The 17,120-nt window shown below is 65.0% G+C and carries 14 protein-coding genes and 1 other RNA gene; all 15 read right to left on the reverse strand.

All coding sequences use genetic code 11. The features are described from left to right. Positions 1 to 147: 147 nt before the first annotated feature. The 15 genes from murB to GR158_RS01505 all read right to left on the reverse strand — a co-directional run bounded on the left by murB (position 148) and on the right by GR158_RS01505 (position 17,077). Complete coding sequence (gene murB / locus GR158_RS01435) at positions 148 to 1,122, reverse strand: UDP-N-acetylmuramate dehydrogenase (protein ID WP_160869491.1); 975 nt, start codon at positions 1,120 to 1,122, stop codon at positions 148 to 150. Further along, positions 1,119 to 2,534, reverse strand: coding sequence for a UDP-N-acetylmuramate--L-alanine ligase (gene murC / locus GR158_RS01440; RefSeq protein ID WP_160869493.1), 1,416 nt, complete (start codon positions 2,532 to 2,534; stop codon positions 1,119 to 1,121). The genes murB and murC overlap by 4 nt, the downstream gene beginning before the upstream one ends. Continuing rightward, entirely contained in the window at positions 2,531 to 3,652 is a 1,122-nt protein-coding gene (gene murG / locus GR158_RS01445) for an undecaprenyldiphospho-muramoylpentapeptide beta-N-acetylglucosaminyltransferase (RefSeq protein WP_134649573.1), read from the reverse strand. The genes murC and murG overlap by 4 nt, the downstream gene beginning before the upstream one ends. Before the next feature lie 9 nt (positions 3,653 to 3,661). Continuing rightward, positions 3,662 to 4,816, reverse strand: a complete 1,155-nt coding sequence (ftsW, locus tag GR158_RS01450; RefSeq protein ID WP_134649574.1) for a putative lipid II flippase FtsW — start codon at positions 4,814 to 4,816, stop codon at positions 3,662 to 3,664. Positions 4,817 to 4,922: 106 nt separating this feature from the next. Continuing rightward, on the reverse strand, positions 4,923 to 6,320 hold the full coding sequence (gene murD, locus GR158_RS01455; protein WP_160869495.1) for a UDP-N-acetylmuramoyl-L-alanine--D-glutamate ligase: 1,398 nt from the start codon (positions 6,318 to 6,320) through the stop codon (positions 4,923 to 4,925). A 6-nt stretch (positions 6,321 to 6,326) separates the two neighbouring features. Next, complete coding sequence (gene mraY, locus GR158_RS01460; protein ID WP_134649576.1) at positions 6,327 to 7,427, reverse strand: phospho-N-acetylmuramoyl-pentapeptide-transferase; 1,101 nt, start codon at positions 7,425 to 7,427, stop codon at positions 6,327 to 6,329. Between the two features lie 114 nt (positions 7,428 to 7,541). Beyond that, positions 7,542 to 8,975: a UDP-N-acetylmuramoylalanyl-D-glutamyl-2,6-diaminopimelate--D-alanyl-D-alanine ligase gene (locus tag GR158_RS01465; protein WP_160869497.1), complete on the reverse strand. Its 1,434-nt coding sequence runs from the start codon at positions 8,973 to 8,975 to the stop codon at positions 7,542 to 7,544. Then, on the reverse strand, positions 8,972 to 10,423 hold the full coding sequence (locus GR158_RS01470) for a UDP-N-acetylmuramoyl-L-alanyl-D-glutamate--2,6-diaminopimelate ligase (protein WP_160869499.1): 1,452 nt from the start codon (positions 10,421 to 10,423) through the stop codon (positions 8,972 to 8,974). The genes GR158_RS01465 and GR158_RS01470 overlap by 4 nt, the downstream gene beginning before the upstream one ends. A 62-nt stretch (positions 10,424 to 10,485) precedes the next feature. Next, positions 10,486 to 12,225, reverse strand: a complete 1,740-nt coding sequence (locus GR158_RS01475; RefSeq protein ID WP_160869501.1) for a penicillin-binding protein 2 — start codon at positions 12,223 to 12,225, stop codon at positions 10,486 to 10,488. Beyond that, on the reverse strand, positions 12,225 to 12,614 hold the full coding sequence (locus tag GR158_RS01480) for a hypothetical protein (protein WP_134649580.1): 390 nt from the start codon (positions 12,612 to 12,614) through the stop codon (positions 12,225 to 12,227). Before GR158_RS01480 ends, GR158_RS01475 begins: the two co-directional genes overlap by 1 nt. Positions 12,615 to 12,617: 3 nt before the next feature. Further along, a complete protein-coding gene (gene rsmH / locus GR158_RS01485) occupies positions 12,618 to 13,643 on the reverse strand; it encodes a 16S rRNA (cytosine(1402)-N(4))-methyltransferase RsmH (RefSeq protein WP_160869503.1) in 1,026 nt (341 codons plus the stop codon). A 14-nt stretch (positions 13,644 to 13,657) separates the two neighbouring features. Next, positions 13,658 to 14,098 carry a division/cell wall cluster transcriptional repressor MraZ gene (gene mraZ, locus GR158_RS01490; RefSeq protein WP_134649582.1) on the reverse strand — a complete coding sequence of 147 codons (441 nt, stop codon included), beginning with the start codon at positions 14,096 to 14,098 and terminating at the stop codon, positions 13,658 to 13,660. A gap of 609 nt (positions 14,099 to 14,707) precedes the next feature. Continuing rightward, positions 14,708 to 15,103: RNase P RNA component class A (rnpB, locus tag GR158_RS01495), an RNA gene on the reverse strand. 77 nt (positions 15,104 to 15,180) lie between these two features. Further along, the gene (locus GR158_RS01500; RefSeq protein ID WP_160869505.1) at positions 15,181 to 16,365 is read right to left on the reverse strand and encodes an FAD-binding oxidoreductase; all 1,185 of its coding nucleotides are present in this window, start codon (positions 16,363 to 16,365) and stop codon (positions 15,181 to 15,183) included. A 79-nt stretch (positions 16,366 to 16,444) separates the two neighbouring features. Then, positions 16,445 to 17,077: a lytic transglycosylase domain-containing protein gene (locus GR158_RS01505; protein WP_371731607.1), complete on the reverse strand. Its 633-nt coding sequence runs from the start codon at positions 17,075 to 17,077 to the stop codon at positions 16,445 to 16,447. Between the last annotated feature and the right edge of the window lie 43 nt (positions 17,078 to 17,120).

Raw genomic sequence — 17,120 nt, forward strand, 5'->3', positions numbered from 1 at the left:
TGTCCCATTTCCGAAAATCCGGAATCACTCCGCGCGATCACCACGCAGGGCTAAAGATTTCGGAAATTGCGCATGAACGCAAGCTGAACGGGTAAAATGCCAGGCACGCGATCACTATATGCGCGCAATCGGTTCAGGAAGAGGGTTTCAGGCCGTGGCGCGGCCGAGGAATTCCTTCACCTCGTAACCGGGCATGAAGTTGCCGAGGCGCTTGATTTCCCATTGCAGCATGATGCCGGAATGCTCCAACACGCGGCTGCGCACGGTCTCGCCGAGATATTCCAGCTCGTAGCCCGTCGCCTGCCCGGTATTGATCATGAAGTTGCAGTGCATCGGCGACATCTGCGCGCCACCGATCATCAGGCCACGGCATCCCGCCTCGTCGATCAGCTTCCAGGCCGAATGGCCTTCGGGGTTCTTGAAGGTGGAGCCGCCGGTCTTCTCGCGAATCGGCTGGACGGTCTCGCGGTGCTGGCGCACGGCGTCCATCTTCGCGCGGATCTCGTCCTTTTCGCCCGCCTGCCCCTGGAAGACGGCATGGGTGAAGATGAGATCACCAGATGCGGACGACTTGCGGTAGCTGTAGCCCATGTCGGCGTTGGACAGCACGTGCTGGTTGCCCTTGCGGTCGACGGCGTGAACCTCGACGACGAGATCCTTGGTCTCCCCGCCATTGGCGCCCGCATTCATGCGCAGCGCGCCGCCGATGGAGCCTGGAATGCCATAGTAGAATTCGAAACCCGCGATGTTGTGGTCGAGCGCCATGGCCGCGATGTTCTTGTCCGGGCAGATGGCACCGGCCTTGATACGGTTTTCGCCGGCCAGCTCGACATCGCCGAAGCCCTTGGCCGAAAGGCGGATCACGACGCCGGGAATGCCGCCGTCGCGCACCAGGAGGTTGGAGCCGACGCCCGTCACCGTCAGCGGCACCTCTTCGGGAAGCAGCCTGAGGAAGGCGACGAGATCCTCGACATCGTGCGGATGGAACATCAGCTCGGCAAGGCCGCCGGCGCGAAACCAGGTGACACGCTCCATCGGTGCATCCGGTGTCAGGCGTCCGCGCACCTCCTTGATGCCTTCACCCAACGACGCCAGAAGTTTCGCACCATCAACCCGCTTCATGCCACCTCACCCGAAATGCCTGCCAATTCCCGCGGCAACGCCTGCGCCCAATGCGTGATGCTGCCAGCCCCCAAGAGAACCACGAAATCGCCGGGCTTTGCAATGCCGGCCACGATACCGGCCAGCGCATCCGGCGAAGCCAGCACGCGCGCATCGCGATGCCCGCCCGACTTGATGCGGGAAACCAGTTCTTCCGCCGTCACGCCCTCGATGGGGTCTTCCCCCGCCGCATAGATCGGCGCGATCATCACGCTGTCGGCGTCGTTGAAGCAGCCGGCGAACTCTTCGAAGAGGCTCGCGACGCGGCTGTAGCGGTGCGGCTGGTGCACGGCGATGATTCGGCCCGCGCAGGCCTCGCGCGCGGCGCGCAGCACGGCCTTGATCTCGACGGGGTGGTGGCCGTAGTCGTCATAGACGTTCACGCCGTTCCAGCTGCCCGTGAAGGTGAAGCGGCGCTTCACGCCGCCGAAGCCGGCAAGCCCCTTGGCGATCAGCTCCGGCGAGATGCCGAGACGCTGCGCGACCGCAATCGCCGCCGTCGCATTGGAAACATTGTGCCGGCCCGGCATCGGCAGACGCAGGTCCTTCAGCGAAATGACCTGGCCGGTGCGGCGGCGGCGGATCTCCACGTCGAAGACCGAGGTCGCACCGTCCATGCGGATATTGCCGAAACGCACATCCGCCTGCGGGTTTTCGCCATAGGTAATGACCTTGCGGTCCTCGATGCGGCTGACCATGGCCTGCACTTCGGGATGATCCAGGCACATCACGCCGAAACCATAGAACGGCACGTTTTCGACGAACTGGCGGAACGCGGCGCGAACCGCATCGAAATTGCCGTAATGGTCGAGATGCTCGGGGTCGATATTGGTGACGATGGCGATATCGGCCGGAAGCTTCAGGAAGGTGCCGTCCGATTCGTCGGCCTCCACCACCATCCACTCGCCCTCGCCCATGCGGGCGTTTGTGCCATAGGCGTTGATGATGCCGCCATTGATGACGGTCGGGTCGAGGCCGCCGGCCTCCAGCAGCGTTGCGACCATCGAGGTCGTCGTCGTCTTGCCGTGCGTGCCGCCGATGGCGATGGCATTGCGGAAGCGCATCAGCTCGGCCAGCATTTCGGCCCGGCGCACGACGGGCAGCAGCTTTTCGCGCGCCGCGATCAATTCCGGATTGCTTTTCTTGATGGCGGTGGAAACGACGACCACTTCCGCCTCACCGAGATTTCCCGCCTTGTGGCCGACGAAGACCTCGATGCCCTTCTCACGCAGGCGCTGCACGTTTGCGCTGTCTGCCTGGTCGGAGCCCTGCACCTTGTGGCCGAGATTGTGCAGCACCTCGGCGATGCCGCTCATGCCGATGCCGCCAATGCCGATGAAATGAACGAGCCCTATGCTCTGCGGCATCTTCATGGCCGTTCTCCCTTGAATTGTGCAATCGTCTTGCCGCCCGCAATAGCCTCTACCATGGAAGCGAGCAAGCGCGTGGCGTCCGGTTTTCCTGCATTTCTGGCGCTCGCGGCCATGGTGGCCATCTTGGCCGGATCATGCATGGCGCCCGAGACGATCCGCGCCAGGCGCTCCGTCGAAAGCTCCGCCTGCGGGATCACCTTGGCCCCGCCGGCACCCGCCAGGGCCGCGGCGTTGGCGGCCTGGTCGTGATCGAGCGCATAGGGATAGGGCACGAGGATGGACGGACGGCCGACCACCGAAAGCTCGGATACCGTGGAGGCGCCGGACCGGCTGATGACGAGATGGGCGGCGCCGATGCGCGCCGCCATGTCGTTGAAGAAGGGCGAGACATCGGCGGGAATGCCGAGATCGGCATAGCTGCGCACCACCTCGTCCTTGTCCTCCGTGCGCGCCTGCTGCGTGATCTTCAGCCGCGCGCGGTCCTGCGGCTCCAGCGCCGCGATGGCCGAGGGAATGGCCTTGGAGAAGAACTGCGCGCCCTGGCTACCGCCGAACACGACGAGCCGGAATTCGCCGTCGGTCGAAGGCGTATAGGGGACCGCGGCAGCCTCCAGCACGGCCGGGCGTACCGGATTGCCCGTCGTCACGGTCTTTGCCGCATAGGGGCCGCCCGTCTCCGGCAGGAAGCCGCCTGCAATGGCGCGCACGCGGTTGGCGAGCGCCTTGTTGGCGCGGCCCATCACGGCATTCTGCTCGTGGATCATCGAGGGGATGCCCATCCCGGTCGCTGCCAGAAGCGGCGGCACGGTGGGGTAACCGCCGAAGCCGACGACGACCTTCGGCTTCAGCCGCGCCAGAAGCCGGCGCGCGGCGCGCATGCCCTTCCACAGCGTGAACAGCGACTTGGCGACGCTGACCGGGTTCTTCGAGCCGATCGTCGCCGATGGCACGATGTGGATTTCGTCGGCGGGGAATTTGCCGGCAAAGCGCTCGGCGCGGCTGTCGGTCACGAGATGGACCGACCAGCCGCCGGCCTTCAGTTCATGGGCCAGCGCTTCTGCGGGAAAAAGATGGCCGCCGGTACCACCGGCGGCGAGAAGAACGATGCCTTTGCTCATGCCTGTTCCTTATTCGGCCGCCGCCACGATACCCCCGCGGAAGAGGCTGCGCTCGGACGCGCGCTTTTCCGGGCGGTGGCGGGTCAGCGCCAGGATGAAGCCGGCCGTCACGCAGATCGCCACCATGGACGAACCGCCATAGGAGATCAGCGGCAGGGTCATGCCCTTGGCCGGCATGAGTTCGAGATTGACGCCGATGTTGATCATCGACTGGATGCCCATCTGCAGCACGAGGCCGGCGACGGCGAAGCGCGTGAAATCGTTGCGCTCCTTGAAGGCATGATTGAGGCCGCGCATCACCACGAAGGCGAAGATCAGCACGATGACCATGCAGAAGATGATGCCGAACTCCTCGGCCGCGACCGAGAAGATGAAGTCGGTATGGCTGTCGGGGATGATGCGCTTGACGGTGCCCTCGCCCGGCCCCTGGCCGAACCAGTTGCCGCGGATGATGGCCTCGCGCGCCGTATCCATCTGGAACGTGTCGCCCTCGCCCGTCCAGAACTTGTCGATACGGGCCGCCACGTGCGGGAGCAGCGTGTAGGCCGTCAGAAGGCCGCCGACGGCAGCGCCGCCGAGAATGATGATCCACAGCCACGGCATGCCGGCCATGAAGAACATGCCGCCCCAGACCGCCGCCGTCAGCACCGTCTGGCCGAGGTCCGGCTGGGCAATGAGCAGCGCCGCCACGATGCCGAAGAGGATGATGGCGAAGAGATTGCCGGGAATTTCCGGCTGGCGTGCGTGCTCGGAGAAGAGCCAGGCGCAGATGACGACGAAGGCCGGCTTCATGAATTCCGACGGCTGCACGGACAGGCTGCCGATGGCGAGCCAGCGCCGCGATCCCTTGACCTCGACGCCGAAGAACAGCGCCAGCACCATGGCGGCGAGCGAGGCGACGAGAAGGATCATCGCCGCGCGCCGCACCTGGCGCGGCGAGAGGAAGGAAATGCCGAACATCACGACGATCGACGGCAGCAGGAAGAAGGCGTGTCGCTTGACGAAGTGGAAACTGTCGAGGCCGATGCGTTCGGCAACCGCGGGGCTCGCCGCGAAGGACAGCATGAACCCGAGCCCCATCAGGAGGATGAAGGCCGCGAGGAAGAACCGGTCTATCGTCCAGAACCAGTCCGCCAATGCACCACGTTCGGCGCGACTTACCATGATCAAATCCCCTCGTTGAAGGATTTCGGGTCCGCAGCCCTCTCCTCCCTCATCCCCGGGTTTGACCCCGGAGATGACGGAAGAGAGGTGGTGCCCGACATCGTCACTAAACCTCGACCAGCATGGACACGCCCGGCAGCGCCGCGACGTGCTTCACGAAGGCATCGCCTCTGACTTCAAAGTTCTTGTACTGGTCGAAGCTTGCGCAAGCCGGGGACAGCAGAACGGCAACGGGGCCGCCTGCATCCTGCCCGGCATCGGCAGCCGCGTCCGCGACGGCACGCTCCAGCGTGCCGGCAATCTCGAAGGGAACCCGGTCGCCGAGCGTCGCCGCAAAGGCTGGCGCAGCCTCGCCGATCAGGTAGGCCTTGGCGATGCGCGGAAAGAAGCCGCCGAGGGTGGTGATGCCCCCCTCCTTCGGCACGCCGCCGGCAATCCAGTAGATGCGCTCGAAGCTCGACAGCGCGGGTGCGGCGGCATCCGCATTGGTCGCCTTGGAATCGTTGACGAAGAGCACGTCCCCCTTGCGGCCGACCGGCTGCATGCGATGCTTCAGCCCGGGGAAGGTCGTGAGCCCCGCGCGGATCTCGTCTTCGCTCACGCCGACGGCAAGGCACGCCGCGGTCGCCGCTGCCGCGTTCTGCGCGTTGTGGCTGCCGCGCAGGGTCTGTATGGCGGAGAGGTCGGCGATCTCCCGCGTCGCCCCGCCCTGCGCCGCAATCAGCCGCGCACCATCGGCATAGATGCCGTCGGCCAGCACATTGCGCCGGGAAATGCGCACGACCTTCGTGCCGGTCCGCTCGATGCGGTCGGCAATCATCGCGCAATGGCTGTCGTCGACACCGACAACGGCCGTCCGGCTGCCGGCGACCAGCCGTTCCTTGACCTCGGCATAGTGCTGCATGGAGCCGTGCCGGTCGAGATGATCGGGCGTCAGGTTGAGCAGGATGCCGGCGGAAGGATCGAGCGTCGGCGCAAGGTCGATCTGGTAGGACGAGCACTCGACCACGAAAAAGCGCCCGGCCTTCGGCGGATCGAGCGTCAGCACGGCCGTTCCGATATTGCCGCCGAGCTGCGTATCGCGGCCGCTTGATTTGAGGATATGCGCGATCAGTGCCGTCGTCGTGGATTTGCCGTTCGTGCCTGTGATCGCAATGAAGGGGCAATCGGGCGCATGGGCGCGGCGCTCACGCGCGAAGAGCTCGATGTCGCCGACGATCTCCGCCCCTGCCGCGCGTGCCAGATCGGCGCTCCAATGCGGCTTGGGGTGGGTCAACGGCACGCCGGGCGACAGCACCAGCGCATCGACGCGCGCCCAGTCGAGCGTGCGCAGGTCGCCGGTCCTGATACCTGCTGTCGCGGCGTTTTCGACGCTGGCCGGATTGTCGTCCCAGGCCACGACGTCGGCCCCGCCGGCGGCGAGCGCCATGGCCGTCGCCAAGCCCGAGCCGCCGAGCCCGAAGAGCGCGACCGTCTTTCCCTTGAAGGTGGTGACCGGGATCATCGGCTCTTACCGCAATTTCAGTGTCGAGAGGCCGACAAGGGCCAGCACGACCGCGATGATCCAGAAACGCACCACGACCTGGCTTTCGGTCCAGCCCTTCTTTTCGAAATGGTGGTGGATCGGGGCCATGAGGAACACGCGCTTGCCGGTCAGCTTGAACGAAGCGACCTGGATGATGACCGACAGCGTTTCCATGACGAACAGGCCGCCGATGATGGCCATGACGATCTCATGCTTGGTGGCGACGGCGACGGTGCCGATCAGGCCGCCCAGCGCCAGCGAGCCGGTGTCGCCCATGAAGATGGCGGCCGGCGGCGCATTGAACCACAGGAAGCCGAGGCCCGCGCCGATGACCGCACCGAGCACGACGGCGAGTTCCCCCGTGCCGGGCACGAAATGGATTTGCAGATAGTTCGCAAACACCGCGTTGCCGGCGAGGTAGGCGATGACGCCGAAGGACGCCGCCGAGATCATCACCGGAACGGTCGCAAGACCATCGAGGCCGTCCGTCAGGTTGACCGCGTTGCCGGCCGCGACGATGACGAAGCCGCCGAACAGCACGAAGAAGATGCCGAGATTGACCAGCATGTCCTTGAAGAACGGGAAGGTGATGGACGAGCCGAAGGTGGAGCCGGCGGTTCCCGCCGACAGCGTGGCGCGCATCATGAAATAGGTGGCGATGCCGGCGATCAGGAATTCCAGGCCGAGGCGCGCCTTGCCGGAAAAGCCCTTGTCCGTCTGCTTGGTGACCTTGAGATAGTCGTCATAGAAGCCGATGGCGCCGAAGCCGAGCGTGACGAGCAGCGTCGCGACGACATAGACGTTGGAAAGGTCGGCCCAGAGCAGCGCGCTGCCGACGATCCCGGCAAGGATCATCAGGCCGCCCATGGTGGGCGTGCCGGCCTTCTTGAAATGCGTCTGCGGCCCGTCTGCGCGGATCGGCTGGCCCTTGCCCTGGCGGATGCGCAGGGAGGAGATGATCATCGGCCCGAACAGGAAGACGATGGTGGCGGAGGTGAACAGCGCGGCGCCGGTCCGGAACGTGATGTACCGGAACAGGTTGAACACCGGCACGGTGTTCGCCAGCTCGACGAGCCAAAGGAGCATTGTCACCCTTTCCCCAACAGGTTCCCCGATCGATCCGCGGCGTGACCGACCGCGCAGGAGAAGCAGATTCCATAAAAGAAGGTCCGGCAGGCGAAAGCCCGGCCGAACCTCACATCAACTTTGGCGTTCCCTCTCGGAGAATGCCGGATATTTGTCAAGCAGCGCCGCAACGATGCGGCTGAAGCCGGTCCCCTTCGACGACTTCACGACGAGAACGTCGCCCGGCTGCACGCTTTCCACCGCATGCAGCGCAAGCGCATCCGCAGTGTCGCGGTATTCGATCTCGATGCCCTCGGGCAGCGCATCGCGCAGCGCCGCCATGTCGGGGCCGCCCAGCCAGACCGTGCCGATGCCCGATTCGAGCAGCGGCGCGGCCAGCCCGGCATGAACGGCCTGCGAATGTTCGCCCATTTCCAGCATGTCGCCGAGCACGGCAATGCGCCGGCCGCCGCCATAGGGTTCGGTATCGCGCAGCAAGGCGATGGCAGCCCCCATGGACGCCGGATTGGCATTGTAGCTTTCGTCGATCAGCGTGAACCACCCGCCGTCCTTGGCGAGCTGGTAGCGCCGGCCGCGGCCCTTTTCGGGCTGCATCGTCGCAAGCCCGGCCATCGCCTTCTCGATATCGCCGCCGGCAAGATGCACGGCGCCGAGCACGGCAACGGCGTTCTCGGCGATGTGCCGGCCGGGCGCGCCCATCGGCACTTCCAGCGTCTGGCCGCCAACGGCAGCCCGCAACAGCCCGCCCTCCGGGCCGCTGATGAAATCGAGCAGCCGGAACTCGGCATCGGCGGCCGCGCCGAAGCTGTGAATATGCGCGACGCCAACCGCGCGTGCCGCCTTTTCCAGAAAGCCGAACTGCGCGTTGTCGCGGTTTAGAATCGCGTGCCCGCCGGGCACCACCCCTTCGAATATTTCCGCCTTCGCGGCAGCAATCTCCTCAAGGTTGCGGAAATTGCCGAGATGAGCCGGCGCGATGGTGGTGATGACGGCGATATGCGGGCGCACCATCGAGACGAGCGGGCGGATTTCGTTGGCATGGTTCATGCCGACTTCGAAAATGCCGTAGTCGGTGTTCTCGGGCATGCGGGCAAGCGTCAGCGGCACGCCCCAGTGATTGTTGAAGGAGGCGACGGAAGCATGCACGCTGCCGGAGGGGGAAAGCGCCTGGCGCAGCATTTCCTTCGTCGTCGTCTTTCCGACGGAACCGGTGACGGCGATGATCCGTGCGGCCGTGCGGTCACGTGCGGCGCAGCCGAGATCGACCAGCGCCTGAAGCACATCCTGCACCACGATCATGGGGGTGACGAGACGCCCGAGCGCAGGCAGCTTGCCTTCGCTGACCACGAGCAGGGACGCGCCGTTGGCGACGGCGAAGCTTGCATAATCATGTCCGTCGACGCGGTCGCCCTTGATGGCGAAGAAGGCCTCGCCCTGGGCAATGGCGCGGCTGTCGATGGAAATGCCGGTGACACCTTGCGGCAGGTTGCCCACCGGCCTGCCATGCATGGCCGCGATCAGATCGGAAGTCGTCCAGAGCCAGTTCACCGGGAGAGGCCCTCCAGCGCCTTGCGCAGCTCCGCATGGTCGGAGAACGGAAGCGTGACGGCGCCCACTGTCTGCCCTTCCTCATGTCCCTTGCCGGCCACGATCAGCGTGTCGCCCGGCTGCAGCATGCCGACGGCGCTGCGGATCGCCTCCGCGCGGTCGGCGATCTCCGTCGCGCCCTTCGCCGCCGCCATGATCTCGGAGCGGATAACGGCCGGAACCTCGGAACGCGGATTGTCGTCGGTGACGATAACAACATCGGCAAGGCGCGTCGCGATCTCGCCCATGATCGGGCGCTTGCCCTTGTCGCGGTCGCCGCCGCAACCGAACACCACGACGACGCGGCCTGTGGTGAACGGACGAACGGAGGTCAGCACATTCTCCAGCGCATCGGGTTTGTGGGCATAGTCGACATAGGCGAGCGCGCCGTTCTTCGCATGGCCGACCAGTTCGAGGCGGCCGGCAGCGCCGACCAGCTTTTCGAGCGCGGCCATCGCGGTGGCGGCCGGCACACCCGTCGACATGGCGAGACCGGCCGCGACCAGCGCATTCGCCACCTGGAAATCACCCGCCAGCGGGATGTGAACCTCGTGGATCTCGTCGCCGGCATGGATTTCGGCGGTCTGCTTGTGGCGGAAATGCTCGACGCGCTTGAGCGTCAGGAAATCTCCCTTGCGGCCGACGGTGCGCACGTCGAGGCCGGCCTTGCGCGCCGCGTCGATCGCCACGCCCGACCACTCGTCATCGGCATAGATGACCGCAGGCTGGCCCGCCTTCAAAAGCGCATCGAACAGCCGCATCTTGGAGGCCATGTAGTGCTCGACCGTCGGATGGTAGTCCATGTGGTCGCGGCCGAGATTGGTGAAGCCGCCGGCGGCAAGCTTGACGCCATCGAGGCGCGACTGGTCGAGGCCGTGGCTGGAGGCTTCCATCGCCGCATGGGTCACGCCGGCATCGGCAAGTTCGGCGAGCAGCTTGTGCAGCGAGACCGGATCGGGCGTCGTCAGCGAGCCGTAATCGTTGCGGCCGGGCGCCACGACACCGGTCGTGCCGATCATCGCGGCGGCATGGCCAGCATGCGCCCAGATCTGACGCGTGAAGGAGGCGACCGAGGTCTTGCCCGCCGTGCCGGTCACCGCAACCATGGTTTCCGGCTGTCGGCCGTAGAAGCGCGCGGCGGCCAGCGCCAGGAAACGGCGCGGAACGGCGACCGGAAAGACGGGGACCGGGACATCGGCGGTTGTGCCCTCGGCGACGACCACGGCGGCGGCGCCGCGCGCGACGGCATCGGCAATGAAGCGGCTGCCATCGGCCTTGCTGCCGGAAAGGGCAACGAAGAGATCGCCGGGCTTCACCGTTCGACTGTCGCTGGTAATGCCGCTTACATCAGTCGCGGCGGCGGTGCCCAGGGTGTCGATGTCGGTTCCGGCGAGGTCACTGATCTTCATTGTCCGCTCTGCAATCTTCGTTGGCGCCGGTCCGTCTCGAATCGGCGCCTCGTCTTCCCGATTCAATAAGACACAAGCAAGGCAGACCCGTCCTCACCAAATTTCGGCTTTACACCGAGAAGAGCGGCGGAACGGCGAATGATCTCGCCCACCATCGGCGCGGCGTTGAGGCCGGCGGTGCGGCCACCGCCCTCGCCCGTCTGCGGCGCGTCGATGAAGGTCAGCACGACATATTTCGGATCGTCGATCGGGAAGCCGGACAGGAAGGCGTTGAAGTTCTGCGTGTTGGAATAACGCCCGTTCACCACCTTGTTGGCCGTGCCCGTCTTGCCGCCGACATTGAAGCCCGGCACGAGCGACCGGCGGCCCGAGCCGTCATTGGCATTGAGCTTGAAGAGGTAGCGCATGCTGTCCACGGTCTTCTGCGAAATGACCGCCTTGGCGATCTCGTCCGCTTCCTCGCGGGTGCGCGGCAGGAAGGTCGGATTGATGAGCCTGCCGCCGTTGATGAGCGCGGCACCGGCCACCGCCGTCTGCAGCGGCGTTGTTGAAACGCCGTGGCCGAAGGAGATGGTGATCGAGTTGATCTTCTTCCATTCGCGCGGCTGGCTCGGCGTCTTGACCTCGGGCAGCTCCGTTTCCATGCGCGTCAGAAGCCCGAGCCGGGTCAGGAATTCCTTGTGTGCCTCGATGCCGACGACATCGGCCATCTTGGCCGTACCGATATTCGAGGAATACTGGAAGATTTCCGGAACCGAGAGCACCCGGTGCTTGCCGTGGAAATCCTTGATGGTGAAGCCGCCGATACGGATGGGCGCGCGCGCGTCAAAACTGTCGGTGATCTTCACCTTGCCGGAATCGAGCGCCATCGCCGTGGTGAAGGACTTGAAGGTGGAGCCCATCTCGAACGTGCCGTTCGACATGCGGTTCATCCAGCCTTCCTTGGCGCCTTCGGCCGGATTGTTGGGGTCGTAATCGGGATAGGAGGCCATGGCGAGGACTTCGCCGGTGTTCACGTCGAGAACGACGGCCCCGGCGGCGAGCGCCTTGTACTTCTCCATACCGTCCTTGACGACGTCGCGCACGATGGCCTGCACGCGCAGGTCGATGGACAGGCGCACCGGCTCCAGCTTGGCATCGCTCGTCATGCCGATGGCGGCAAGGTCGGCCAGCCCCTGGCTGTCGATGTAGCGCTCCATGCCGGCAATGCCGCGGTTGTCGATATTAACGTGGCCGACGATATGCGAGGCCGTGGCACCGCCGGGATAGAAGCGGCGCTTCTCCGGCCGGAAGCCGACGCCGGGAATGCCGAGCGCGAGAATGCGGCTCTGCTGCTTGGGCGTGAGCTGGCGCTTCAGCCACTGGAAGCGGGATTTCGAGGTGAGCTTGCGGTAGATGCCGCGCCGGTCGAGATCGGGCAGGACCGTCGCGAGCATTTCGACGGCCTCGTCGGCATCGACGATCTTGTGCGGCTCGGCATAGAGCGAGACGGTGCGGATGTCGGTCGCGAGGATCTCGCCGTTGCGGTCGACGATGTCGGGGCGCGACGCCATCAGGTGATCGGCAGGCCCGATGCTGGAGGTCGTTTCAGACGAGGCCATGCCGTATTGCACAAGACGGCCGCCGATGGCGGCATAGGCCACGCCGAAGCAGCAGATGATGACCGCGACGCGGCTGCGGGCCTGCGATCCCGAGCGCTTGCGCGTGCCCTCGAAGGCCGACCCACCCGTGCGGTTGTTGTTGCCGCCGGCATTGAAGTGCGCCTTGCTCTTGACGTCCATGATGCGGGAGAGAAACGACATCAGCGTGCCACCGATCCGGTTTGGATTGTGTCCGTAGCGGAACCATTCTTGTTGGATTTCGCCACCTTGTCGTCCTTCTCCGGCTCGAGCGCCGGCAGCTCGGCGGTCGGCATGGGCAGTTCGTTCGGCTGGGCGAGCTGGGTCGATTCCGTCGGCACGAGCTTGAGGTCGGCCTCGAAGGCCTTCACGAGCCGCGTCAGCCGGTTCGGCTGGGTCAGCAGCGCCCAGTCGGCCTTCAGAAGGTCGATCGTGTCTTCCTCGAGCTTGATCTCGGCATCGAGCTTACGCACCTCCTCGCGCTTGTTCTCGGCCTGATGCTTGATCGAGTAGGTGACGGTGGCTGCGGCGGTCATCACCGCGATCATCACGACATCGAGGGTACGGAACATGGCTCAGCTTCCCATCTTTTCGAGGGCGGCAAGGTTTGGCAGGTTGAAGATGGACAGGTCATCTGTCCCGGCAGGGGCGCTGGTGCGCTCGCCCGCTCTCAGTTTCGCGGACCGGGCGCGCGGATTGACCACGCTTTCCTCGTCGCTGGCGGCGACCATAGGGCGCCCGACTGGCGTGAAGGTTGCGGCGCGGTCGTGAACCTCGGGCAGATGCCGCGAGCCGGCCGCCTTGCCGGCGCGATCCTGGAAGAACTTCTTGACGATCCGGTCTTCCAGCGAATGGAAGCTGACGATGACCAGCCGCCCGCCCGGCTTCAGCGCGCGCTCGGCCGCCAGCAACGCCTGGGCAAGCTCGCCCAGTTCGTCATTGACGAAGACGCGCAGCGCCTGGAAAACGCGCGTGGCGGGATGGATCTTGTCCTTGGCCTTGCGCGGCGTGGTCAGTTCGATGAGGTTGGCGAGCTGGCGCGTCGTCGTGAAGGGCTCCTTGGCCCGTTCCCGCTCGATGGCGCGGGCGATGCGCCCCGCCTGCTTCTCCTCGCCGAGAAAACCAAAGATGCGGATGAGGTCCGAGACCTTGGCGCGGTTGACGACATCGGCCGCCGAGACGCCCGAGGCGGACATGCGCATGTCGAGCGGGCCGTTCTTCTGGAAGGAGAAACCGCGCTCGGCTTCGTCGATCTGCATGGAGGAAACGCCGATATCCAGCACGATACCGTCGAGGCCGCCCGCGGGCGCATGCTCGGCAAGTTCGGAAAAGCGCGAATGGATGAGCGTGAGGCGCCCGCCGGATGCCTTGACCAGCTCCTGCCCGCCCGCAATCGCATTCGGATCGCGGTCGAGGCCGATGACGTTGGCGCCCTCGGCGATAATGGCCGACGTATAGCCGCCCGCTCCGAACGTGCCGTCGAGGATCGTCTGGCCGGGCTTCGGCGCCAGCGCCTGGATCACCTCGGAAAGAAGAACCGGGATGTGACGGACCGGTCCGCCATCGGCCTCGAAAGAGCCTCCGCCAAGATCCGCCGCCATCCCGTCTCTCCGTCTTACCCCGAGCCCAGACCTCGCATTCTGAACTCTTCCCGGGCCGCCGCCTGCGTGGCTTGAAATGCCTGCGGTGCCCAGAGCTGAAAATGATCCGCCCGACCGACAAAGGTCACGTCCGTGGTGATCCCCGTATAGTCGCGGATGAAATCCGTGACCGGCAGGCGCCCCTCCGAATCGAGCTTCATGAAGACCCCGCCCCCGTGAATGAGGAGCGACATCTGATTGGCCAACGGCGAAAACGCATCCTCGCTGACGATCTGGCGCTCGAAACGATCGAGCAGATCCAGCCCGCCGACGCTGATCGCCGGAAACAGGAAATCCTGGAAGCAATACAGATCCCGGATGTCTCGCTGCGACAGAACGGAACGAAAGGCCGAAGGCACGGAAACCCGCCCCTTGGCATCGATCTTGTTTGTCGCATTCGACAGGAACCGGTTCATGACGCGATACAGCCGCTTCCAAAGCCGGGACGCTGTGCATGCCCCCCGGCACTACCGATACAAAACAACGCCCATGCACCAACCCTGATGCAACGCTTGCGCGCCGCACCGTCCCCGGCCGGTTTGCCACTAGACTTTGCGATGATCGGACGCTCATGCGTCCTCGTGCAGTGTGATTTTGGGATACCATGGGACCATATGGGCGTCAATGGGAAGAGAACCTCACTTCCCCTCTTTGGACCGTCGGATGCATGCCGGTGCGTGCCTTGGCACCGGCTGGGAAACCTCGCTCTTGCGGACAATTTTTCGCACGTAAAAACAGTTTGTTAACCTTAGAGAGGAAGGGTTAACATGACGTTAAAAAGCGTGACTCGGAACAAAACAGGAAACGGCGCGGAGGCATTTGAAAGCGCGCATGTTTCCGCTCGCGGGCCGATCCCTTGCGCAAGCAGACCGACGTTTGTAATCACGAATTATTACATCCGGAATATTTCGTCGAAAAGCCGGGCAGCGGCAGTGCTGCGGCAGGCAAATCAGCTGCGAATCACAACCTTGAATGGGCGGCGCATCCCATCCGGGACGCCCGCGCATCGTGGCCTGGGAAGAGAATTTGCCAGTTGGCCTGTAAGCCGGGTTCTGTAAGGCTCCGGCTTTCGCCGGAACGTGGCAGCCATTCATCTGGGACCGGACTTGCGCCCGGCCTCTTGCAACCCACCCGGATGACCGGCCCGGAAACAGGCTGGAGCGCTTGCGCGCTCCGCGTCATCCCTATTCGGTTTTGCTCCCGGTGGGGTTTACCGTGCCGTCCATGTCGCCATGCACGCGGTGGGCTCTTACCCCACCCTTTCACCCTTACCTTCCAAGGAAGGCGGTTTGCTTTCTGTGGCACTTTCCCTGGGGTCGCCCCCGCCGGACGTTATCCGGCACCGTGTTTCCGTGGAGCCCGGACTTTCCTCACCCTGCGGCCTTTCGGCCCTTGCAAGGCGCGGCTGCCCGGCCAACTGGCAGGCGCTGACTAGCCCATGCCGGCATGAAACACCAGAGGCATGGCGCGATTCCGGTGAAGGCACGCGCCGGTTTTCTTATGAGCGGAAATGGACGGCGAAGTCGGTTTGGTAGTCCGGCTCGTCCAGGCGCCCGCGCAACAGCATGTCGGCGCCGATGCGGCCGATCTCGTCGGAGCTTTTCGCCGCCGCCCCGTTGCCGCCGGTCAGAAGCGCGATGCGCTCGCCTTCGACGAAACCGGCATAGGGGTAGCCGTGCACCGTAAAGGTGGTGACGCAGGGTGCGGAAAGCATGCGCACCGGCTCCAGATTCGGGATGAACCGCATCAACAGCGCCTTGAGGTGCTGGCCGGCCTCACGATTTCCCTCACCCCGGAACCAGTCCACGATGGCGCCCTGCTCCTCAACCTCGATATCGGTCGGGTCGCCGCCGATCTTGAGATAGCTGTTGCCGTCGGGATAGGTGATGGGCGGCAGGAAATAGAAGTGTTCGGACGGGTCGCCGCTCTCGTCGATCCATGACGGCATGTCGCGATAGGTCTGCGCCTGCTCTGGCGTCAGCTGCGCCAGGACGACGGTCCGGGCCCGCACGACGAGGTCGGGTCGATCAGGCAGAAGCCCCGGAGCACGCGAGAAGCCGCCGGCGGCGGCAAGCACCCGGTCGCCGGTCACTGCGCCGCCGGATTTCAGGCCGACCGACGCACGGTCGCCGACGTCGGTCACGGCGACGGCATCATCCTCGATGCAAACCCCGCCGGCCTTTTCGAAGCATGCGACCTGGGCGGCGACAAGCTTGCGCGGATCGATATGCCCCGCGCCCGTCGGTTCGAAAACGCCGACCGATGTTTCCGGCAGCGCGAACCACGGAAAGCGGACACGCAACGCGTCGCGGTCCAGCGAGGGAGCCTCCAGCGCATAACGCCGGGCGACATCCTCCACGGACCGGACGAAACTACCGCCGGATGCGCCTGTCATCAGGCAGCCGACCTCGCTGTAGAAGCCGACGCCGCTCTCCGCCTCGATATCCCGGTACCGGGCGATCGACCGTCGGGCGAGCAAAGCCCAGTCCGGATCGCTGTCGATGGTGCGGGTGATGCGGCCGCTGTCGTAGTGGCTGGCGAAGACGCCGTCATGTTTTTGCCAGTCGGCCGGCTCGCCGCGCCCGACGAGCGCGACCGTCGCCCCCGTCCTGGCGAGGTGCCGCGCCGCGGCTGCCCCCATCATGCCTTTTCCCACCACCACGAAATCGAAATGCCGAACCATGTGCCGCCCTACTCTTTGCCAGAGGCATAGCATGACGGCGCGCCGATTCCAGCAAGGAGAGAAAGGACTTTTCCACCCATCAGTCGATGTAGCTCTGCACCTTGCCGCAATAGCGCTTGGAGACGGGGTTCATGCGCTTGGCGCCGTGGCCGGCATTGTATTTCAGGATCGTGCCGCAGACCGTGCCGCCGCCCAGTTCATGAGCCATGGCAAGGTACTTCATGCCGAACTTGATGTTGGTTTCCGGGTCGTAGAGCCCCTTGGCGCCGCCGCGATAGCCCATCATGCGCGCCGTCGCCGGCTTGATCTGCATGAGGCCGATCTCGCCGGCGCTTCCACGCGCCCGCGGGTTGAAGTTGCTCTCGACGCGAACAACGGCATGGGCAAGATCGACAGGCACGCCATAGGTCTTCGCGTAGGTCTGGATCAGCCCGGAATAGCCCGCGGTCTTGACGCCGGCGACCAGCGGGTTCTCCGCCTTGGGATAGCCTGCGGTGCTGCGATAGGTCTTCAGCGTACCGACGACGACGTCGCCCTTGCCCGCGCCGGCCCTTTGCTTGTTGCGCTTGCCGGAAACCTTCCGCGTCTTCTTGGCGGTGTCGGCCCGCTCGTTCTTCGCCTTCTTGACCGTGTCGGCCTTGTCTTTCGCGGAGGTCTGGAAAGCGGGTTCGTTGCCGCCCGTCGGAAAGCCGCCCGGCCCCGCATGCGCCATCCCGGCGGAAAAAACGGACGCAAAAAGGCAGGCCGCGCTGAAG

Origin of the sequence: Shinella sp. AETb1-6 (assembly GCF_009826875.1) — a bacterium.
Lineage (GTDB): Bacteria > Pseudomonadota > Alphaproteobacteria > Rhizobiales > Rhizobiaceae > Shinella > Shinella sumterensis.

Coding starts and splice junctions, on each gene's coding strand:
- murB (WP_160869491.1), bottom strand. CDS start 1,122: ATGAAGCGGGTTGATGGTGCGAAACTTCTGGCGTCGTTGGGTGAAGGC.
- murC (WP_160869493.1), bottom strand. CDS start 2,534: ATGAAGATGCCGCAGAGCATAGGGCTCGTTCATTTCATCGGCATTGGC.
- murG (WP_134649573.1), bottom strand. CDS start 3,652: ATGAGCAAAGGCATCGTTCTTCTCGCCGCCGGTGGTACCGGCGGCCAT.
- ftsW (WP_134649574.1), bottom strand. CDS start 4,816: ATGGTAAGTCGCGCCGAACGTGGTGCATTGGCGGACTGGTTCTGGACG.
- murD (WP_160869495.1), bottom strand. CDS start 6,320: ATGATCCCGGTCACCACCTTCAAGGGAAAGACGGTCGCGCTCTTCGGG.
- mraY (WP_134649576.1), bottom strand. CDS start 7,427: ATGCTCCTTTGGCTCGTCGAGCTGGCGAACACCGTGCCGGTGTTCAAC.
- GR158_RS01470 (WP_160869499.1), bottom strand. CDS start 10,423: ATGAAGATCAGTGACCTCGCCGGAACCGACATCGACACCCTGGGCACC.
- GR158_RS01475 (WP_160869501.1), bottom strand. CDS start 12,225: ATGTCGTTTCTCTCCCGCATCATGGACGTCAAGAGCAAGGCGCACTTC.
- GR158_RS01480 (WP_134649580.1), bottom strand. CDS start 12,614: ATGTTCCGTACCCTCGATGTCGTGATGATCGCGGTGATGACCGCCGCA.
- rsmH (WP_160869503.1), bottom strand. CDS start 13,643: ATGGCGGCGGATCTTGGCGGAGGCTCTTTCGAGGCCGATGGCGGACCG.
- mraZ (WP_134649582.1), bottom strand. CDS start 14,098: ATGAACCGGTTCCTGTCGAATGCGACAAACAAGATCGATGCCAAGGGG.
- GR158_RS01500 (WP_160869505.1), bottom strand. CDS start 16,365: ATGGTTCGGCATTTCGATTTCGTGGTGGTGGGAAAAGGCATGATGGGG.
- GR158_RS01505 (WP_371731607.1), bottom strand. CDS start 17,077: ATGGCGCATGCGGGGCCGGGCGGCTTTCCGACGGGCGGCAACGAACCC.